Origin of the sequence: Bacillus sp. FCW2, from assembly GCF_021228595.1 — a bacterium.
Taxonomy (GTDB): domain Bacteria; phylum Bacillota; class Bacilli; order Bacillales; family Bacillaceae; genus Bacillus; species Bacillus velezensis.
This window is the reverse complement of sequence record NZ_CP089436.1, coordinates 1,411,335-1,427,884: the sequence shown is the minus strand read 5'-3', so window position 1 is coordinate 1,427,884 and position 16,550 is coordinate 1,411,335. Positions and strand designations below refer to the sequence as shown.

Annotated in this window: 17 protein-coding genes; 1 reads left to right on the top strand and 16 read right to left on the bottom strand. The window is 47.8% G+C overall.

Annotated features, from left to right (window positions below; genetic code table 11):
- Positions 1 to 71: 71 nt before the first annotated feature.
- The 15 genes from asnS to K3G25_RS07150 all read right to left on the bottom strand — a co-directional run bounded on the left by asnS (position 72) and on the right by K3G25_RS07150 (position 14,328).
- The gene (gene asnS / locus K3G25_RS07220; protein WP_003153515.1) at positions 72 to 1,364 is read right to left on the bottom strand and encodes an asparagine--tRNA ligase; all 1,293 of its coding nucleotides are present in this window, start codon (positions 1,362 to 1,364) and stop codon (positions 72 to 74) included.
- A 134-nt stretch (positions 1,365 to 1,498) separates the two neighbouring features.
- On the bottom strand, positions 1,499 to 2,680 hold the full coding sequence (locus tag K3G25_RS07215) for a pyridoxal phosphate-dependent aminotransferase (RefSeq protein WP_007612190.1): 1,182 nt from the start codon (positions 2,678 to 2,680) through the stop codon (positions 1,499 to 1,501).
- A 22-nt stretch (positions 2,681 to 2,702) separates the two neighbouring features.
- Positions 2,703 to 3,188, bottom strand: coding sequence for a cell wall elongation/penicillin-binding protein regulator TseB (tseB, locus tag K3G25_RS07210; RefSeq protein WP_022553042.1), 486 nt, complete (start codon positions 3,186 to 3,188; stop codon positions 2,703 to 2,705).
- 9 nt (positions 3,189 to 3,197) lie between these two features.
- Positions 3,198 to 3,368: a YpmA family protein gene (locus tag K3G25_RS07205; RefSeq protein ID WP_003153512.1), complete on the bottom strand. Its 171-nt coding sequence runs from the start codon at positions 3,366 to 3,368 to the stop codon at positions 3,198 to 3,200.
- 147 nt (positions 3,369 to 3,515) lie between these two features.
- The gene (gene dinG, locus K3G25_RS07200) at positions 3,516 to 6,302 is read right to left on the bottom strand and encodes an ATP-dependent DNA helicase DinG (protein WP_053284889.1); all 2,787 of its coding nucleotides are present in this window, start codon (positions 6,300 to 6,302) and stop codon (positions 3,516 to 3,518) included.
- Positions 6,303 to 6,423: 121 nt separating this feature from the next.
- Positions 6,424 to 6,807, bottom strand: coding sequence for an aspartate 1-decarboxylase (panD, locus tag K3G25_RS07195; protein ID WP_003153510.1), 384 nt, complete (start codon positions 6,805 to 6,807; stop codon positions 6,424 to 6,426).
- 1 nt (position 6,808) lies between these two features.
- Positions 6,809 to 7,669, bottom strand: a complete 861-nt coding sequence (gene panC, locus K3G25_RS07190; RefSeq protein WP_029973653.1) for a pantoate--beta-alanine ligase — start codon at positions 7,667 to 7,669, stop codon at positions 6,809 to 6,811.
- Positions 7,670 to 7,672: 3 nt separating this feature from the next.
- The gene (panB, locus tag K3G25_RS07185; protein ID WP_007409480.1) at positions 7,673 to 8,506 is read right to left on the bottom strand and encodes a 3-methyl-2-oxobutanoate hydroxymethyltransferase; all 834 of its coding nucleotides are present in this window, start codon (positions 8,504 to 8,506) and stop codon (positions 7,673 to 7,675) included.
- A 244-nt stretch (positions 8,507 to 8,750) separates the two neighbouring features.
- Positions 8,751 to 9,728 carry a bifunctional biotin--[acetyl-CoA-carboxylase] synthetase/biotin operon repressor gene (locus K3G25_RS07180; RefSeq protein ID WP_014418241.1) on the bottom strand — a complete coding sequence of 326 codons (978 nt, stop codon included), beginning with the start codon at positions 9,726 to 9,728 and terminating at the stop codon, positions 8,751 to 8,753.
- Complete coding sequence (locus K3G25_RS07175) at positions 9,713 to 10,903, bottom strand: CCA tRNA nucleotidyltransferase (RefSeq protein WP_095272862.1); 1,191 nt, start codon at positions 10,901 to 10,903, stop codon at positions 9,713 to 9,715. Before K3G25_RS07175 ends, K3G25_RS07180 begins: the two co-directional genes overlap by 16 nt.
- Before the next feature lie 4 nt (positions 10,904 to 10,907).
- Positions 10,908 to 12,041 (bottom strand): N-acetyl-alpha-D-glucosaminyl L-malate synthase BshA, encoded by a 1,134-nt coding sequence (gene bshA / locus K3G25_RS07170; protein ID WP_029973651.1) that lies wholly within the window; start codon positions 12,039 to 12,041, stop codon positions 10,908 to 10,910.
- Positions 12,038 to 12,751 (bottom strand): bacillithiol biosynthesis deacetylase BshB1, encoded by a 714-nt coding sequence (gene bshB1, locus K3G25_RS07165; protein ID WP_014418244.1) that lies wholly within the window; start codon positions 12,749 to 12,751, stop codon positions 12,038 to 12,040. The genes bshA and bshB1 overlap by 4 nt, the downstream gene beginning before the upstream one ends.
- A complete protein-coding gene (mgsA, locus tag K3G25_RS07160; RefSeq protein WP_003153499.1) occupies positions 12,744 to 13,157 on the bottom strand; it encodes a methylglyoxal synthase in 414 nt (137 codons plus the stop codon). The genes bshB1 and mgsA overlap by 8 nt, the downstream gene beginning before the upstream one ends.
- A gap of 23 nt (positions 13,158 to 13,180) precedes the next feature.
- Positions 13,181 to 13,984, bottom strand: coding sequence for a 4-hydroxy-tetrahydrodipicolinate reductase (gene dapB, locus K3G25_RS07155; protein WP_003153497.1), 804 nt, complete (start codon positions 13,982 to 13,984; stop codon positions 13,181 to 13,183).
- Between the two features lie 8 nt (positions 13,985 to 13,992).
- Positions 13,993 to 14,328 carry a nucleotide pyrophosphohydrolase gene (locus tag K3G25_RS07150; protein ID WP_232489638.1) on the bottom strand — a complete coding sequence of 112 codons (336 nt, stop codon included), beginning with the start codon at positions 14,326 to 14,328 and terminating at the stop codon, positions 13,993 to 13,995.
- Between the two features lie 142 nt (positions 14,329 to 14,470).
- Between K3G25_RS07150 and K3G25_RS07145 the strand changes: the two genes are divergently transcribed.
- Positions 14,471 to 15,343, top strand: coding sequence for a YitT family protein (locus K3G25_RS07145; RefSeq protein ID WP_003153493.1), 873 nt, complete (start codon positions 14,471 to 14,473; stop codon positions 15,341 to 15,343).
- Positions 15,344 to 15,366: 23 nt separating this feature from the next.
- Here the strand turns inward: K3G25_RS07145 and K3G25_RS07140 are convergent, their stop codons facing one another.
- Entirely contained in the window at positions 15,367 to 16,542 is a 1,176-nt protein-coding gene (locus tag K3G25_RS07140; protein WP_232489637.1) for an oxalate decarboxylase family bicupin, read from the bottom strand.
- Between the last annotated feature and the right edge of the window lie 8 nt (positions 16,543 to 16,550).

The following is a 16,550-nucleotide window of genomic DNA, read 5'->3' as shown; positions in this document are numbered from 1 at the left end:
GTTATCTCCGGGAGCTTTCCCCTTTACTTAGAAAAAGTCTCCCTTGCAGGAGACTTCGTTTTTCATAACTATTACGGATACAGACGGTTCAGAAGTCTCGGGAACGGAATCGTTTCACGCACGTGAGGCGCTCCGCTGATCCAAGCCACTGTCCGCTCAAGTCCAAGGCCGAAGCCGGAGTGCGGAACAGAACCGTATTGTCTGAGTTCAGCATACCATTTGTAAGCATCTGAATCCAGACCGTGTTCTTTTAATCTTTCTTCCAATAAATCCATATCATGAACGCGTTCTGAACCGCCGATGATTTCCCCGTAGCCTTCCGGAGCGATTAAGTCGGCACATAACACGACATCGTCACGATCTTTGGCAGGCTGCATATAAAACGGTTTTAATGACGTCGGATAATGAGTGATAAACACCGGTTTGTCATAGCTTTCTGCGATCGCTGTTTCATGCGGCGCACCGAAGTCATCTCCCCACTCAATATCGTCAAAGCCTTTTTCTTTCAGGAATTCGATCGCTTTATCGTACGTAATGCGCGGGAATGGCGCTTTGATTTGTTCAAGCTTCGATGTGTCTCTTCCTAATGTGTTCAGCTCGATCTTACAATGTTCCAGCACGCTTTGCACGATGTATGCAACATAATTCTCCTGAACTTCAAGGTTTTCTTCAAATTCAACAAATGCCATTTCAGGCTCAATCATCCAGAATTCGATGAGATGGCGTTTCGTTTTCGATTTTTCCGCTCTGAACGTCGGTCCGAAAGAGAATACTTTTCCGAGCGCCATTGCAGCTGCTTCCATATACAGCTGGCCGCTTTGAGACAGGAAGGCATCTTCATCAAAATATTTCGTCGCGAACAGCTCAGTCGTGCCTTCCGGAGCGCTTCCCGTCAAAATCGGCGGATCAACTTTCACGAAGCCTTCTTTGTTGAAAAATTCATAAGTCGCACGGATGATTTCGTTGCGGATTTTCATAATTGCGTGCTGGCGTTTCGAACGGAGCCATAAATGTCTGTGATCCATTAAGAATTCCGTACCGTGCTCTTTAGGCGTAATCGGATAATCAGTCGCTTCGTGAATGACTTCAATGGATGTAACAGCAAGCTCATAGCCAAGCGGTGAACGCTCGTCCTCTTTCACAATTCCTTTTACATAAAGTGACGTTTCCTGCGTCACTGATTTCGCGATTTGGAAGATGTCTTCTTCTACTTCAGCTTTGACGACAACTCCCTGAATGAAGCCGGTACCGTCTCTCAGCTGTAAAAATGCGATTTTACCGCTTGAGCGTTTATTAGCGACCCAAGCTCCAATCGTTACTTCCTCGCCTGTGTGTTTATACACTTGGTTGATTGTTGTTTTCAAACTCTTTCCCTCCAGAACAAGAAAGACATTCAGGAATCTGCCTGAATCTCTTTTTTCATCACTTTATTATACCCGTTCTACTCTAACGGGGTCAATGCAAGTGAAAAGCGGCTTTAAAAGCCGCTTTTTCAGAATCAGCTGTGTTTTTCCGTGAAGCGGCGGATTCTTTCGACCGCTTCTTCTAAAAGATCAAGTGACGTTGCGTAAGATAAACGGACGTTGTCCGGTGAGCCGAAGCCCGAGCCCGGCACGATGGCGACTTTTTCTTCTTCCAGAAGCGCCTTGACGTATTCATCGACATCTTTGAATCCGCAGTTTTCTGCGGCCGCTTTGGCGTTAGGGAACAAGTAAAACGCCCCTTCAGGCTTGACACAGGTGAATCCGGGAATTTCACTGAGCTGAGCGTAAATGGTGTTCAGTCTGTGCTCAAATGCCTGTCTCATCTCTTCCAGCGGCTCAGCCGGACCGTTATAGGCCGCAATAGCGCCGTATTGAGCGATGGACGTCGGATTTGATGTGCTGTGGCTCGCAAGGCTCGTCATCGCTTTAATAATCGTCTCCGAACCCGCCGCATAGCCGATCCTCCAGCCCGTCATGCTGTGAGATTTCGAAACGCCGTTAATGATGATCGTCTGCTCTTTCAATTCATCTGAAAGCTGTGCGATTGAGACGTGTTTTTTTCCTCCGTATGTAAGCTTCTCATAAATCTCGTCGGAAACGATCAGAATGCCATGCTCCAGACACACTTTTCCAAGTTCCGCAAGCTCTTCTTTCGTATACATAACACCTGTCGGGTTGCTCGGTGAATTGATAATGAGCGCTTTTGTTTTCTCGGTGATAGCCTGCTTCAGCTGCTCCGGTGAAATTTTAAACTGATTGGATTCCAGCCCTTCTGCATAGACGGGACGCCCCCCTGCCAGTTTCACCTGCTCAGGGTAGCTGACCCAGTAAGGAGTCGGTATAATCACTTCGTCCCCTTCATCAAGAATGACCTGAAATAATGTATACAGAGCGTGTTTCGCTCCGGTGCAGACAATGATTTCTGACGGCTTATATTCAATCCCCTGATCGTTTTTGAATTTTTTTGCGATACTGTCTTTCAGCGCCGGCAGACCGCCTGAAGGCGTATATTTTGTGTGGCCTTCATTCATGGAACGCACCGCGGCATCTATAATGTGCTGAGGCGTATTAAAATCCGGTTCTCCTGCTCCGAGGCCGATGACATCATGGCCTTCTGCTTTCAGCTCTTTCGCTTTTGCAGTAATTGCAAGTGTTGCAGACGGTGTTAATGCGGATACTCTTTTTGCCAATTTCAACTTGAACTCCCCCTAATACGTCTCACGGTGTGATGTTTTTGAGAATCTTGCCGCTTGTAAAGTCCACATAGCTAAAGCTATACTGCCCGCTTTTGTTGATATAGGTCACTTCCCATAACGGAACATTGTTTTCTCTCGCCGGGTGAACGCCATTCAGCTTGGAAACAAGCCCTTCGTCCCGAACGATCTTGGCAGCCTTGCCGCTTGAAATGCCGTCACTGGCTTTTTTTGAGAGGATTTTTGCTTTTTTGTCGGCCGGAACCCATACATACATATCTTTTCCATGTTTATCCGTTCCGGTAACAACATAATATTTCTGTTTGCCGACAAAGGTCTCCACTTTCTCAGCATCTGTCAGATCCGTTTTTTCTTTAGCGGCTGCGGCAGCTGTTTCGTGGCCTTCTTCTTTTTGAGCCATTGCAGATTTAAAAATGCCGGCCGAAAATAAAAGAACTGCTAAAAAAATAATACCAAATACGGCTGTAAATATTAATGCTTTTTTTCTCATCTTTTTCACCTATGTACGATAAATGGTGAAGACCGCTTCATTTTGATTTTCTTCGTCGAGCGCAAGGCCGAACATCAGATTGTCCCGTTTCAAAGTCCGGTTTAATGTATCGACGATTTTATATAAATCATCTGAATGCTCCACATTAATCGTTGACAGAATTTCAATTTTGCTTTCCATTTTTATACCCTCCATCGGTCGAACAAATTTTGTTAGTCATAACGGGATGCGCCCGCGGCATAATAAAATCACAAGGCGGCATGAACCCGCTTTTACTATAAAAACAATTCCTCATCCCACACCACGAAAGCCGCGTTTATGCGGCTTTTATTCCGTTTGGCTGACATAAGCCCCGAGTTCGGCATCCGTCAGCTCCAAAAGAGATGAAGTCGGGAGCGCTTCAAGAAACAGCCGTCCGTAACCCGCCGTCTTTACACGCTGATCTAAAAGAACGATTGTTCCCTTGTCTCCCGCCGTACGGAGCAGGCGCCCGATCCCCTGTCTGAACGTTAACACAGCCTCAGGCAGGGAAATCGTCTGAAACGGATTTTTCCCCTGCTTCTTGGCAAATTCGCATTTTGCGGCGTGAAGCGGATTGTCAGGCGCCCTGAAAGGAAGTCTTGCGATCATGACAGTTGACAATTCATCCCCCGGAAAATCAACGCCTTCCCAGAAATGATTCGTCCCGAGCAAAATCGCCCGGCTTGCCGTTTTAAAGGTTTTCATTAATTTACCGGGACTCCCGCCCGAAATACCTTGGGCGAGAAGCTGAATGCCTGAGATCTCCATACTGAGTTTCAGTTCCTGATACACTTTTTTCAGCATATCATGAGACGTAAACAGGACAAGGATCTTCGGCTGTTTTCCCTTTGACATGATTTCCGCATACTTGGCAATATGCTCAATGACTTCCCGCTCCCCGTCATATTTAACGGATTTCATCTCTTTCGGAATGATGACGTTCATCTGATCATCGTAAGAAAAAGGAGACGGGATGCTTTTGGTGCGCGGATAAAAATCCGCAAGTCCGAGCCTTTCAATCATAAATTGAAAAGACTGCTCCACCATTAAGGTCGCTGATGTGAGCACAACGCTTTTTTTGCGGGCGAAAAACTGGTCTGCCAGCATTTCACCGGGCTCCAAAGGCTGCGCATAGATGCTGACGGCGTTTTTTGCGCCTTTCGCGTCAATTTCAACCCAAACGGCTTCTTTCTCATCATTTTCAAACAGCAGCCTGCTGAACGTATCGCGATATTCTTTCAGCCCCCTGATACACTTTACATATTCGGCCGCTAAAAAAGCCGCTCCGCTTTTCATCTGATCAAGCTTTTGATGTAACAGTTTCTCCTGTACTGAAAACATGTCAAGCAGCTGATCCAGCATCGCACAAAGCCGCTCCGCTCCGTCCGTTATCATGTGAAACCCTTTATCCTGGCTTTTATGATTGAGACTATAGACGAGACGGTTCAGATCGTCTTTAGGTTTTCTTCGTTTGACAAAAGAATGCACTGAACTGAAAAATGCGTCGCTTTCCGATTGAATATGCTTCATCCACTCATCGGCGTCAAAAAAACTTTCCGCCGGCAGTTCATACGTATAAAACAGTTTCCTCATCCGCTTTAACAGTCCGTGTTCCTTTAAGGTTCCGATTCGGCTGAGCTTTGTGTGCAGTCCGATGTATGAAGCTCTCTTCCCGAGGTGCTCGCTGGCAGCGCGTTCGAAATGATGCGCTTCATCAATGATGACCGTTCCGCTTGCAGGCAGTTTTTTCGTTTCACTGCTTTGATCTGAAAACAGCAAAGCATGGTTTGTGATAATCAGATCTGCGGCCTGCGCTTTTTCTTTAGCCCGTTCATAAAACCCGGCAGCCGAGTCCTTCCCTTTTTTCAAAAAAGAATTCTCATCGTAAGCCATGCGCTCCCACAGCAATCTGCCGCCTGATGGAAGATTCAGCTCAGCGGCGTCGCCCGTTTCAGTCTCCGTCAGCCAGACGAGAAGCTGTGCTTTCGTCAAAACCGCATCATAGTTGTCATCTTCCTCATGCAGAATATGTTCAAACTTAGGCAGGCACAGATAATGTGATTTCCCTTTTAAAATAGCGGCTTTGACCGGCCAAGGAAACATACGCTCCAAAAGCGGAAGATCTTTAGACATGATCTGCTGCTGCAAAAGAGTAGAGTACGTGCTGATAATCACGGGAGTTTGTTCCGCTTTGGCAAATAAAACAGCCGGAACGAGATAACCGATCGTTTTTCCGATGCCGGGCGCCGCTTCAATCAGCGCATGCTCCCGATTGCGGAAGGCGCCAAGCACTTCATCCATCATCGAAAGCTGCCCTTTCCGCTTTTCATAGCGGGGGATGATATCGGATAAGATCTGTTCTTTTTCTTCGTTCCACTTTTCAAGGTCAATGGCCGCATTCACCGGACGGGAAACCGGAATGTGATCGGGCTCTTTGATTGAAAAAGAGGCGTATGGAATGCAGCTCTTTTCTTCCGCCGGCCTGCTTTCATGTATAAAAGAATCCAAAAGCAGCGTCAAATCGCTGATAAAATGCTGTGAAAGCCTTCTAAGCTGCTTTAACGTCGGTAAAGGCAAATGTTTCAGTTTATGTAAAATGTCTAAAAAGACCAGTCCCGTAACCTCCGCATCGCTGTCTGCGCGGTGAGGGCGGTCATGAACAATATTCAGCTCCGCGCACAACTCACCGAGCTTATATCCTTCAAACCCCGGGAAAACAATACGCGAAAGCTCAACCGTATCAAGCACTTCACAATCCGGCAGCTCATAGCCCGCTTCGCTCAGTTCATGCCGGACAAATCCGAGGTCGAAATGAATATTGTGGGCAACAAAATACGCGCCGTCAAGCAGATGAAAAATCTCCTCTGCGACCGCTTCAAACGGCAGTTCATTTTCAACCATTCCGGACGAAATTCCCGTCAGCTGTTCAATAAACGGCGGGATGACCTGATTCGGATTGATATATTTTGAAAACCGCTCAGTTATTTGTCCATTTTCAATGACAACCGCTGCGATTTGAATGATTTTATCGCCCTTTTTCGGCGAATTTCCTGTTGTTTCGACATCTATGACAACGAACCGTTGTTTGTTCATTAAAATGGACACCTCAATTCTTGCATACGAGAAAAGTGTAACACGTTTTGTTGAGAAATGGAGCGGAAAAACAGCTTTTGCCCCTAAATCTTAAAAGAAAACCCCCATGAAGGGGGCTCTTTTACAAAATCGTGTGTGCCGGCTCCTGGCCCAGCATCTGCTCGATTTTATTCTGATCATCCAGTACGGCCACCTTCGGCTGATGGCTTTTTGCTTCCTGATCAGACATCATTTGATAAGAAATAATAATGACTTTATCTCCTTCTTGGACGAGACGGGCGGCAGCTCCGTTTAAACAGATGACGCCGCTCCCCCGCTTACCGGGAATAATATACGTTTCAAGTCTCGCTCCGTTGTTATTATTCACAATCTGAACTTTTTCATTAGCGAGCATTCCGACGGCATCTAAAAGATCTTCATCAATCGTAATACTGCCGACATAGTTTAAATTGGCTTCCGTCACGGTAGCGCGGTGCAGTTTTCCGGCCATCATAGTGCGGTACATATTATGATCTCTCCCATTCATCAATATCAATAATGATATTATCAATCAGTCTGGCTTTAGAAAATTGGACGGCGCAGGCCAGAATGACCTTGCCGTTTAATGTTTTAAGCGGAGTCAGCTCCGGATAAGCGTACAGTTCGGCATAATCAATGACGCCGCTTGTGTTTTCGATGATATCGGTGACGGTTTTTATGACGGTTTCCGGATTTCTTTCACCGTCTTTGATCAGTTCGGCACCTTGCTGCAATGCTTTATAGATCATCGGCGCTTCTTTGCGTTCCTGCTCAGTCAGATAGACGTTGCGAGAGCTTTTGGCAAGTCCGTCTTCTTCTCTGACCGTGTCCACTGCAACCAATTCGATATCCATAAAGAAATCCTCAATCAATCCGTCCACAACCGCTGCCTGCTGGGCATCTTTCAGGCCGAAGTAGGCGCGGGTCGGTTTAACGAGATTGAAAAACTTCGTCAGCACAGTGGCCACTCCGTCAAAATGGCCGACGCGGGAGGCGCCGCACAACACGTCAGTTCTCCTTTTCACTTGCACGGCAACATTTTGCTCGCCTTTATACATGTCACTTGGAGACGGCGTAAACAAAACATCTGCCCCCGCCTGTTCTGCAAGCCGGGCATCGCGCTTTAAATCCCGCGGATATGCTTCGTAATCCTCGCCCGGTCCGAATTGAGTCGGATTGACAAAGATGCTCATCACGACAATATCGTTTTCTTTGCTTGCTTTTTCAACCAGCGTCAGATGTCCTTCATGAAGAAAACCCATTGTCGGGACGAATCCGATCGTCCGGCCTTCTGAGCGGTATTGTGCAATTAATTCTTTCAGCTGTTGAGTTTCTGTCAGTTGTTTCATCGCTTACTTTCCTCCGTACAAGCCTTGCAGCACAGTTTGGTTTATCTGAAAGGAATGCTTTTCTTCCGGGAAAACCCGTTCTTTCACATCACGGACATAATCACTGAGGGCCGACTCAATCGTGCCGTCGATTTTGGCGTATTGCTTCACGAACTTGGGTGTTCTGTCCACGCCGTGGCCGACGACGTCATGATAAACAAGGACTTGGCCGTCCGCTTTTGAACCGGCTCCGATTCCGATGACGGGAATGGATACTTCTTCTTTTATTTTAGCAGTCAGTTCAGCAGGCACGCATTCAAGCACGAGCATCATCGCTCCTGCCTGCTCGCATTTGATGCTGTCTTCAATGAGCTTTTTCGCGCTTTGCTCATCTTTTCCCTGCACTTTATATCCGCCTAATACGCCGACAGACTGCGGTGTGAGGCCTAAATGGCTGACGACGGGAATTCCGCCGAGAGTCAGCGCACGGATGGATTCGAAAACGCCGTCTCCGCCTTCCAGCTTTAACGCGTCCGCGCCGCTTTCCTGAATAATGGCCGCGGCGTTTTTCAATGTATCTTCTTTTGAAAGGTGGTAAGACATAAACGGCATGTCAGTTACGATAAACGTATTTTTCGCACCGCGTTTTACCGCTTTTGTATGGTGAATCATGTCACTGACCGTTACGCCGACTGTTGAATCGAGTCCGAGCACGACCATTCCGAGCGAATCCCCGACTAAAATCATGTCGACTCCCGCCTGTTCCGCAAGCTTTGCCTGCGGATAATCGTAAGCGGTCAGCATCACGATCGGCTCTCCGTTTTCCTTCATTTTCATGAAATCCAGTTTTGTTTTCATTCTGTTTCTCCTCCTCTAAACGGTGAGGAGATGAGCCGCCAATTCTTCGCAAGCAAAAAAGCCTTCTGTAAAATAAGAAGGATTCCCACTTGTTTAACGTTCGGCGAATGTCATCCCTCTGTCCCAGTCCTTTTTTGGATCAAGGCAGACTTTTCGTAATCTCTGTTCTGCTGATCAGGTGCAGTTCATTATGATACTGCCCATAGGAAGTATACCAAATTCACGAGGCTTGTACCAACTAAGATTAATTGAGCTCAATATCGGCAGAATAGATCTTCTTTATACCGTCTCTCGTTTCCAGGAGAAGAACTCCCTCATCATCAATGCCGAGCGATTTCCCGTAAAACGTTCCTTGCAGCGTTCTCGCTCTGAGCTCGTTCCCCAGTCCGACCGCATAGCTTTCCCATAGCAGCTTGATCGGTGTAAAGCCGTGGTTCAAGTAATCCTGATAGCGTTTTTCAAAAGTCAGCAAAATCTCTTGTATCAGACCCGCTCTGTCAATTTTTTCGCCAGCTTCCATGCTCAGGCTCGTCGCAATGTCCTGAAGCTCGCCGGGAAAATCGGCTTCCTGCTGGTTCACGTTGATGCCGATCCCGAGAATAACCGAACGGACACGGTCTTCTTCCGCCTGCAGCTCAGTTAAAATCCCGACGGCTTTTTTGCCGTGAATCATTAAATCATTCGGCCATTTAATGGCGGGCTGTATACCTGTAAAAGCCTCGATGGCCTGAACGACCGCAACGGCGGATAACAGGGTGAGCTGCGGCGTTTTTTGCAAAGGAACGTCGGGTCTCAGAATGAGGCTCATCCAAATCCCGTTTCCCTCCTGTGAATGCCACACTCTGGCCATTCTTCCTCTGCCTGCCGTTTGTTTATCGGCGACTACGAGCGTCCCTTCCGGCGCACCGTCATTGGCAAGTTCATGAGCGGTTTTTTGGGTGGACGGCAGGACGTCCCGGTAATGAAGCTGTTTGCCCAAAACCTCTGTTTTCAGCCCGAAACGGATTTCGGATTCACTGAGTTTCCCCGGTTTTTTAATGAGCCTGTACCCTTTTCGTCTGACCGCCTCAACCTCATAGCCCTCTTTGCGGAGCTCCTCTATATGTTTCCAAACTGCGGTTCTCGAGCAGCCGAGCGCGTCACTTATTTTCTGCCCGGAGATAAAGCCGTCACCCGCCTCAGAAAATAAATCAATTAATCGGGTTCTTAATGTTGATCCCATGATGCGAGCCACTCCTTTATGTCATGTTTTCGGTTAGGGAGCTTCCCTGCCAATACCGCTTCTTCAATCCGGCGAAGTTCTTCGGCCACCCATTTACCCGCGCGGCGGTTTCTGAGCTCCATCAGATCAGCGCCTGAAATGTCGAGGTCTCGAAGGCTTTTGATCGGCAGCTGCTCATACAGGCTCTGAACCTCTTTCAGCTTTTGTTCATCAATCGTCTTATGCTTTTTCAGCATCCCGATTTTAACGGCTGAAAACAGCGCCTCTCCCGCCCGGTACATCGCTTCCGCTTCCAGCTGCGCCGGATAAACGCTTATGATCTGCACCGCTTTTTTTATGACTTTTCCCGGCAGTTTCCATTGTTTTAAAAACGCCTCGGCGCTTTTCGGACAAAGACCGAGAAACAATAACAGCGCTGCCCAGCGTTCTTCGCGTGCATCTAAAGAAGAAAACGGAAAGCCGCTTGCTTCAAGCATTTGCTGCTCATAACCGGAAAGGCCGGGCAGCTCTTGTATCAGACCTATTTGCACCATCGTTTGAATCGCTTCTTGTGAGGAATCGCCCTGCAGCAGCTTTTCAAACTCGACGGTCTTTCGTTCTACTGATACATGTGCCAAAAGCTCCCTGTCTTTTATGACGGCCTCTCTTGTTTCTTTTTCTAACAGAAAGCCGAGCTGACTCATAAAGCGGACGGCTCTCATCATCCGCAGAGCGTCTTCCCGAAAACGGTCTTCAGGATTACCCACCGTACGGATCAGCTTTTGACCGATATCATGCGCGCCTCCGAAATAATCAAGCAGCTCTCCTTCGGCAGACATCGCCATCGCATTAATCGTTAAGTCTCTCCGCTTTAAGTCTTCTGATAAAGAAGTAATGAACCGCACAGCTTCAGGGCGCCGGTAGTCCTTATATTCTGATTCGGCGCGAAAAGTGGTGACTTCATAGGTTTCATCTTCCCACAAGACGATTACGGTGCCGTGCTCTTTTCCTACATCGACAGTCCGCTTAAAGAGGCGCTCCACCTCATTCGGCGAAGCGCTGGTTGCGATGTCCACATCACCTATTTTCCGTTTCATATAGCTGTCTCTGACGGCTCCCCCGACAAAGTACGCCTGATGGCCCGCCTTCATCAGATGATGAAGGATGGGGAGGGCTTTGACAAATTCCTGTTCCATAAGATCACTCCGGTCCTGCCAATTCGTCATAAATCCGTTCATACTGACTGACGATTCTTTGCGAAGAAAAGGCGGTCTCCACCATTTTCAGCGCATGATCAGTCAATCGTTTGCTGAGCTGTTTATCTTCTAAAACGGCAAGCGCTTTTTCAGATGCCTCCTGAATATCGCCGACTTCCACCAGAAAACCGCTTACTTGATCTTTAATCACTTCCGGGATTCCGCCGATATTTGTTCCGATGCACGGCACGCCGCAGGCCATCGCTTCAAGGAGGACGAGTCCGAAACTTTCTTTTTCAGACAGAAGAAGTTTAAGGTCGCTGATGGAATACAGCTCTTCCACCCTGTCCTGATTTCCGAGGAGCAGCACTTGATCCTGCAGTCCGTATTTTTCGACAAGCTGCCAAGCGACGCACTTTTCCGGCCCGTCGCCGACAAGCAGGAGCTTCGCCTTTGTTTTGGCTGCGATATTACGGAAAACACGGATGACATCTTTAACACGTTTTACTTTTCTGAAGTTCGAAACATGGATGACGACCTTTTCATCCGGCAAAATGCCATGCTTCTCTTTTATACTCTCTGTATTTTTCTTAAGATAAACACGTTCATCAATAAAGTTGTAGATGGTCTCAATTTTTTTATCCGGCTTGATTAAGTCATATGTTTCTCCGGCAAGCGCGGTTGATACCGCCGTCACTCTGTCGGACGCTTCGATGGCAAAACGGATTAAATCTTTTAATGACGGATCATATCCTAAAACGGTGATGTCCGTACCGTGAAGCGTCGTCACGATGCCAATGTCGCGCTTGAGCATCTGTTTGGCGAGATAAGCGCATACCGCATGCGGCAGCGCATAATGCGCGTGAATGATATCAAGATTTTCCCTCGCGGCAACCTCGGCGATTTTGCTCGCCAGCGTAAGGTCATAAGGCGGATATTTAAATACCGCGTATTGGTTGACTTCCACCTCATGAAAATGAATATTCGGATGATATGTATTTAATCTGAACGGGATGCTTGATGTGATGAAATGAACCTGGTGCCCTTTTTCCGCAAGCAGCTTGCCGAGTTCCGTCGCAATAATACCCGAGCCTCCGACACTCGGGTAGCATGTAATCCCTATTTTTAATGGTCTCATTGTCCGCCCCCAAAAACATCATCATTCAAAACGGGAAGCTGTTTTGAAAAGAAACCTTCGGCATACCCCGTCCCGGCTTCTTTGCCATACAGTCTTTCCCTCGCTTCCACCATTTCGATATAACCGTTGGTCAGCGGTGTGTTCACTGACTGCGCCGTAGGAATAAACTGGCTTTGATAGGCGTGCAGGCTTTCTTTTTTCAGATCGATGGTTTCCGTTATGTCGATTACAAAGTCCGGACGGTGAAACCCGTTGATCATATAATAGTATACGCGCTGAGCCTTATGAGCCGGCAGTTCCTGGTGATCTCTGTATTTATGAATTCCCGCCGAGAACACCGCTTCTTCGACCAAAGCCGCCGCATTGCCGTGGTCAGGATGACGGTCTTTCGGATAAGGCATGAAAACGGTTTTCGGCCGGCAGGCTCTGATGACACTGACAATCCGGCGGATGCCGTCCTCACTTTTCAAAAGCCCGCGGTCGGGAAGCGTAAGCTGGATTCTCTCTTTTACGCCGAGAATTCGGGCCGCCTTTGCCGCTTCTTCTTTTCTTATCCCTACCGTTCCGTTAGATGATAGTTCGGCCTCGGTCAAATCGCATATCACCGCGGTTTTTCCTTGAGCCGTAAATTTTGCGATCGTGCCGCCCATACCGATCTCGACATCATCACTATGGGCGCCGAACGCCAGAATATCAACGTGTTCAGACATTCGGTTCTCCTCCGCGCACAAGATTGCGGAAATCAAATGCCCCGCCATCCAGCGTCCGGACGAGGATTTCCGCTGTTCCCATATTTGTGGCGAGCGGGATCGCGTATACGTCACACAACCGGATCAGCGCCGAGACATCCGGTTCGTGAGGCTGCGCAGTTAACGGATCGCGCAGAAAAATGACGAGATCCAGGGCATTTGCTGCAATCAATGCGCCGATTTGCTGATCTCCGCCGAGCGGGCCGGATTGAAAACGTTCAACAGACAATCCGGTCGCTTCCTGGATTTTCAGGCCAGTCGTACCTGTCGCGTATAACTCATGATGGCTCAATATATCTTTATATGCGGTCGTAAACTGAACCATATCCTGCTTTTTTTTATCGTGAGCAATCAAAGCAATTTTCATTTGATGTTCTCCCCCTTGCCGATTCAGTCGATAATATTTTCGAGTCCGTATACAAGCTGGTCGATTTTCATCACTTGCTCCACTGACAGCTTCACTCCTGACATAAAGGAAGCCCGGTTATAGGAGTCATGGCGCAGTTTCAGCGTCTGGCCGTCCATGCCGAACATGACTTCCTGGTGGGCGATAAGGCCCGGCAGACGCACGCTGTGAAGGCGGATGCCGTTTAATTCAGCACCGCGGGCGCCCGGCAGAATTTCTTTTTCATCAGGATGGCCCTGCTGCTTTTCTGTACGGACGCTTGAGATCATTTCCGCTGTTTTCAGCGCCGTTCCGCTCGGGGCATCCAGCTTTTGATCATGATGAAGCTCAATGATTTCTACATCTTCAAAATAGTTGGCGGCCATTTGTGAGAACTTCATCATCAGCACCGCGCCTAATGCAAAGTTCGGAGCGATGATGGCGCCGATTCCTTTTTCTTCAGTCAAGGCTTGAAGCTCCTCTAAATCCGCTTCAGAAAATCCGGTCGTTCCCACAACGGGGCGGACGCCGTGTTCAAGAGCGGCTTTCGTATGTTTTTTGCCGATTTCAGGCGTTGTCAAATCGATCAGCACATCCGGTTTTGTTTCTTGGAAACATGCGCGGATATCCGTATAAATAAGAGCGTCTGAATCAGCTGACATCACTTCCCGCAATGTTTGCTGATCGTATGTATGGTCAATAGCGCCGACAAGCTCAAAATGAGGCGTGCGGACGGCAAGTTTTACGGCCTCCTGGCCCATTCTGCCTCTCGGTCCGGCAATGACGACTTTAATGGTTTCATTTGACATGGTTTCTCCTACTTTCCTTCTTCTTTTCTAGTCCAGCGGTCTTTATCACGTGTATTAAATTTATGCATGACGCGGTTATGAGCTTCCTCCAATGAAATATCAAGGGAGTTGGCGAGGCAGATCAGGACGAACAGCACATCGCCCATTTCCTCTTCCATGCTTTTCTCATTTTCCGTCGTTTTCTTCGGCTTTTCCCCATAATAATGGTTGACTTCTCTTGCAAGTTCGCCCAGTTCTTCCGTGATACGGGCCATCATGGCAAGCGGGCTGAAATAGCCTTCTTTGAATTGGCCGATATATTCATCGACCTCAGCTTGTAAGTCTTTCATCGTTTTGTCACTCACTGTGCGAATACCTCCTGTCATCTCTTCCATGTTAGCTAATTCAAGTACATTTGACAAATGTTAAAAACGGCAGTTTGCTGTTTTCTTTTGTATCCACTATAATATTTACGCAATCTTATGGAAGGAAAAGGGGTTTGATGCAATGCTTGGAGAAATCAGAATCAAAAACATTTGCTTTATTTTAATCGGCGCCGCTGTTTTTTCATTCGGACTGGTTCACTTTAATATGCAGAACAATTTGGCGGAAGGCGGATTTACCGGCATTACGCTGCTTTTATATGCGTTATTCCACATCAGCCCTTCTATTTCCAACCTGGTATTGAACATTCCTATCTTTTTCATCGGCTGGCGTATGCTCGGCCGGACGATGTTTGTCTATACCCTGATCGGCACCGTTTCTCTTTCTGTTTTTCTGAGTGTTTTTCAGCGCTACGAAATTCATATGCCGCTGTCCCATGATTTAGCGCTGGCCGCCTTGTTCGCCGGTGTATTTATCGGCGCGGGTCTCGGCATTATTTTTAAATACGGCGGCACGACGGGCGGGGTCGATATCATCGCCAGGCTGATCAACAAATTTTTCGGAATCCCGATGGGCCGGACGATGTTTGCCTTTGACGCCTGTGTCATTCTGCTTTCTTTGTTTACGTATCTTTCTTACAAGGAAGCGATGTACACGCTTGTAGCCGTTTTTGTCGCTGCGAGATTGATTGATTTTATCCAGGAAGGCGGCTATGCCGCAAAAGGGGCAACGATTATTTCTTCGAAAAACGATTTGATCCAGCAAAAAATCATTGAAGAGATGGAGCGCGGTGTCACCGTTTTAAAAGGACAGGGATCATATACAAAAGAAGACAGGGACGTTCTTTACTGCGTCGTTCCGAAAAACGAAATTGTGCTTTTGAAAAGCGTCATCACTTCCGTTGACCCGCACGCCTTTGTTGCAGTAAGCGACGTCCATGATGTACTTGGCGAAGGATTTACGCTTGATGAAAATAAAAATCCGATCAGACGATAATAAAAAGGCGGCTTTTGCCGCCTTTACTGTTCGTGTTTCCATTTGACAACCGGTGATTTTTTCTTTTTCAATCGGCGGGCGAATGCCGGACTGACATTGAGCGTCTGCTCGACGAAGCGCTGCGGCGTCAGTGCCAGCCATTGGTTTAAAGAGACGTCTTCGAAACGGTCGCTTTTGAAGATTTCCAGAAAGCGAAGCACGGTGTCACCGGTATTCTGAACATAATGTCCCATTGCAAAAGGAACATATCCTACGTCACCCGATTGATAGTTAAATGTCCGCGCTCTTCCTTCCGCCGCAAACACCGTCATTTTCGCTTCTCCTGAAAGATAATACTGCCACTCGTCCGTATTCGGATGCCAATGCAATTCTCTCATGCCTCCGGGTTCGACCTCCACAAGAGCTGCGGCAATCGTTTTTGACACCTTAAACGTTTTTGAATCGACAATCTTTACTCTTCCCCCGCTGGTAACAAGGGGCTCATGCCGGGAAAGTTTGTAGCTGAACGGCTCCAAAACGGTGCCTTCCGGGGAAGAAACTGCAGCCTGCTCAATAGGGGGAGGCGGTTCCAACTGGAACATGTAACGCTCTTTCTTGTGAATATAAGCCAACTCATAACCCGGAACACCGAAGTTCGCCTCCAGCACGCTGCGCGGGGTGTGGGCAAACCAGTCCGTTACTGAAAAGGTGCTGTTTTCTGAAAAAGAGCCGTCATCAAAGACGAGCAAAAACTCACTTCCCTGCTCTAATCCTTGAATGGAATGAGGAATGCCGGAAGGAAAATACCACAGATCCCCTTCACTGACATTATCAATAAAATTCCGCCCATTTTGATCGACCGCAGTTAAACGGACTCCTCCGTTAATCACATATCCCCATTCGGCTTCTTTATGCCAATGAAGCTCCCGCACAGCTCCCGGCTTCAGTCTCATGTTCACCGCCGCGATGTTTTTGGATACCGGCAGTTCCCTGACCGTCACCTCTCTGGACCATCCTCCGTCTTCAAGCCTCATATGCGTATCAGAAAATGAGAATTTCAAATTTTGAACCGTTCCTGCATCCGTTGAAGGCGGAACGAGCATGTCAGGATTCTGGAAGTCACGCGGGAGGTTTCGCGGTCCTTCGTCAGTCGCCCCTTTTCTGCCTCTGATCGGCTGCGGGAGGTGTTTTGAAGCCAATTGCTGGATGAGTTTTTTCACTGGCTTAG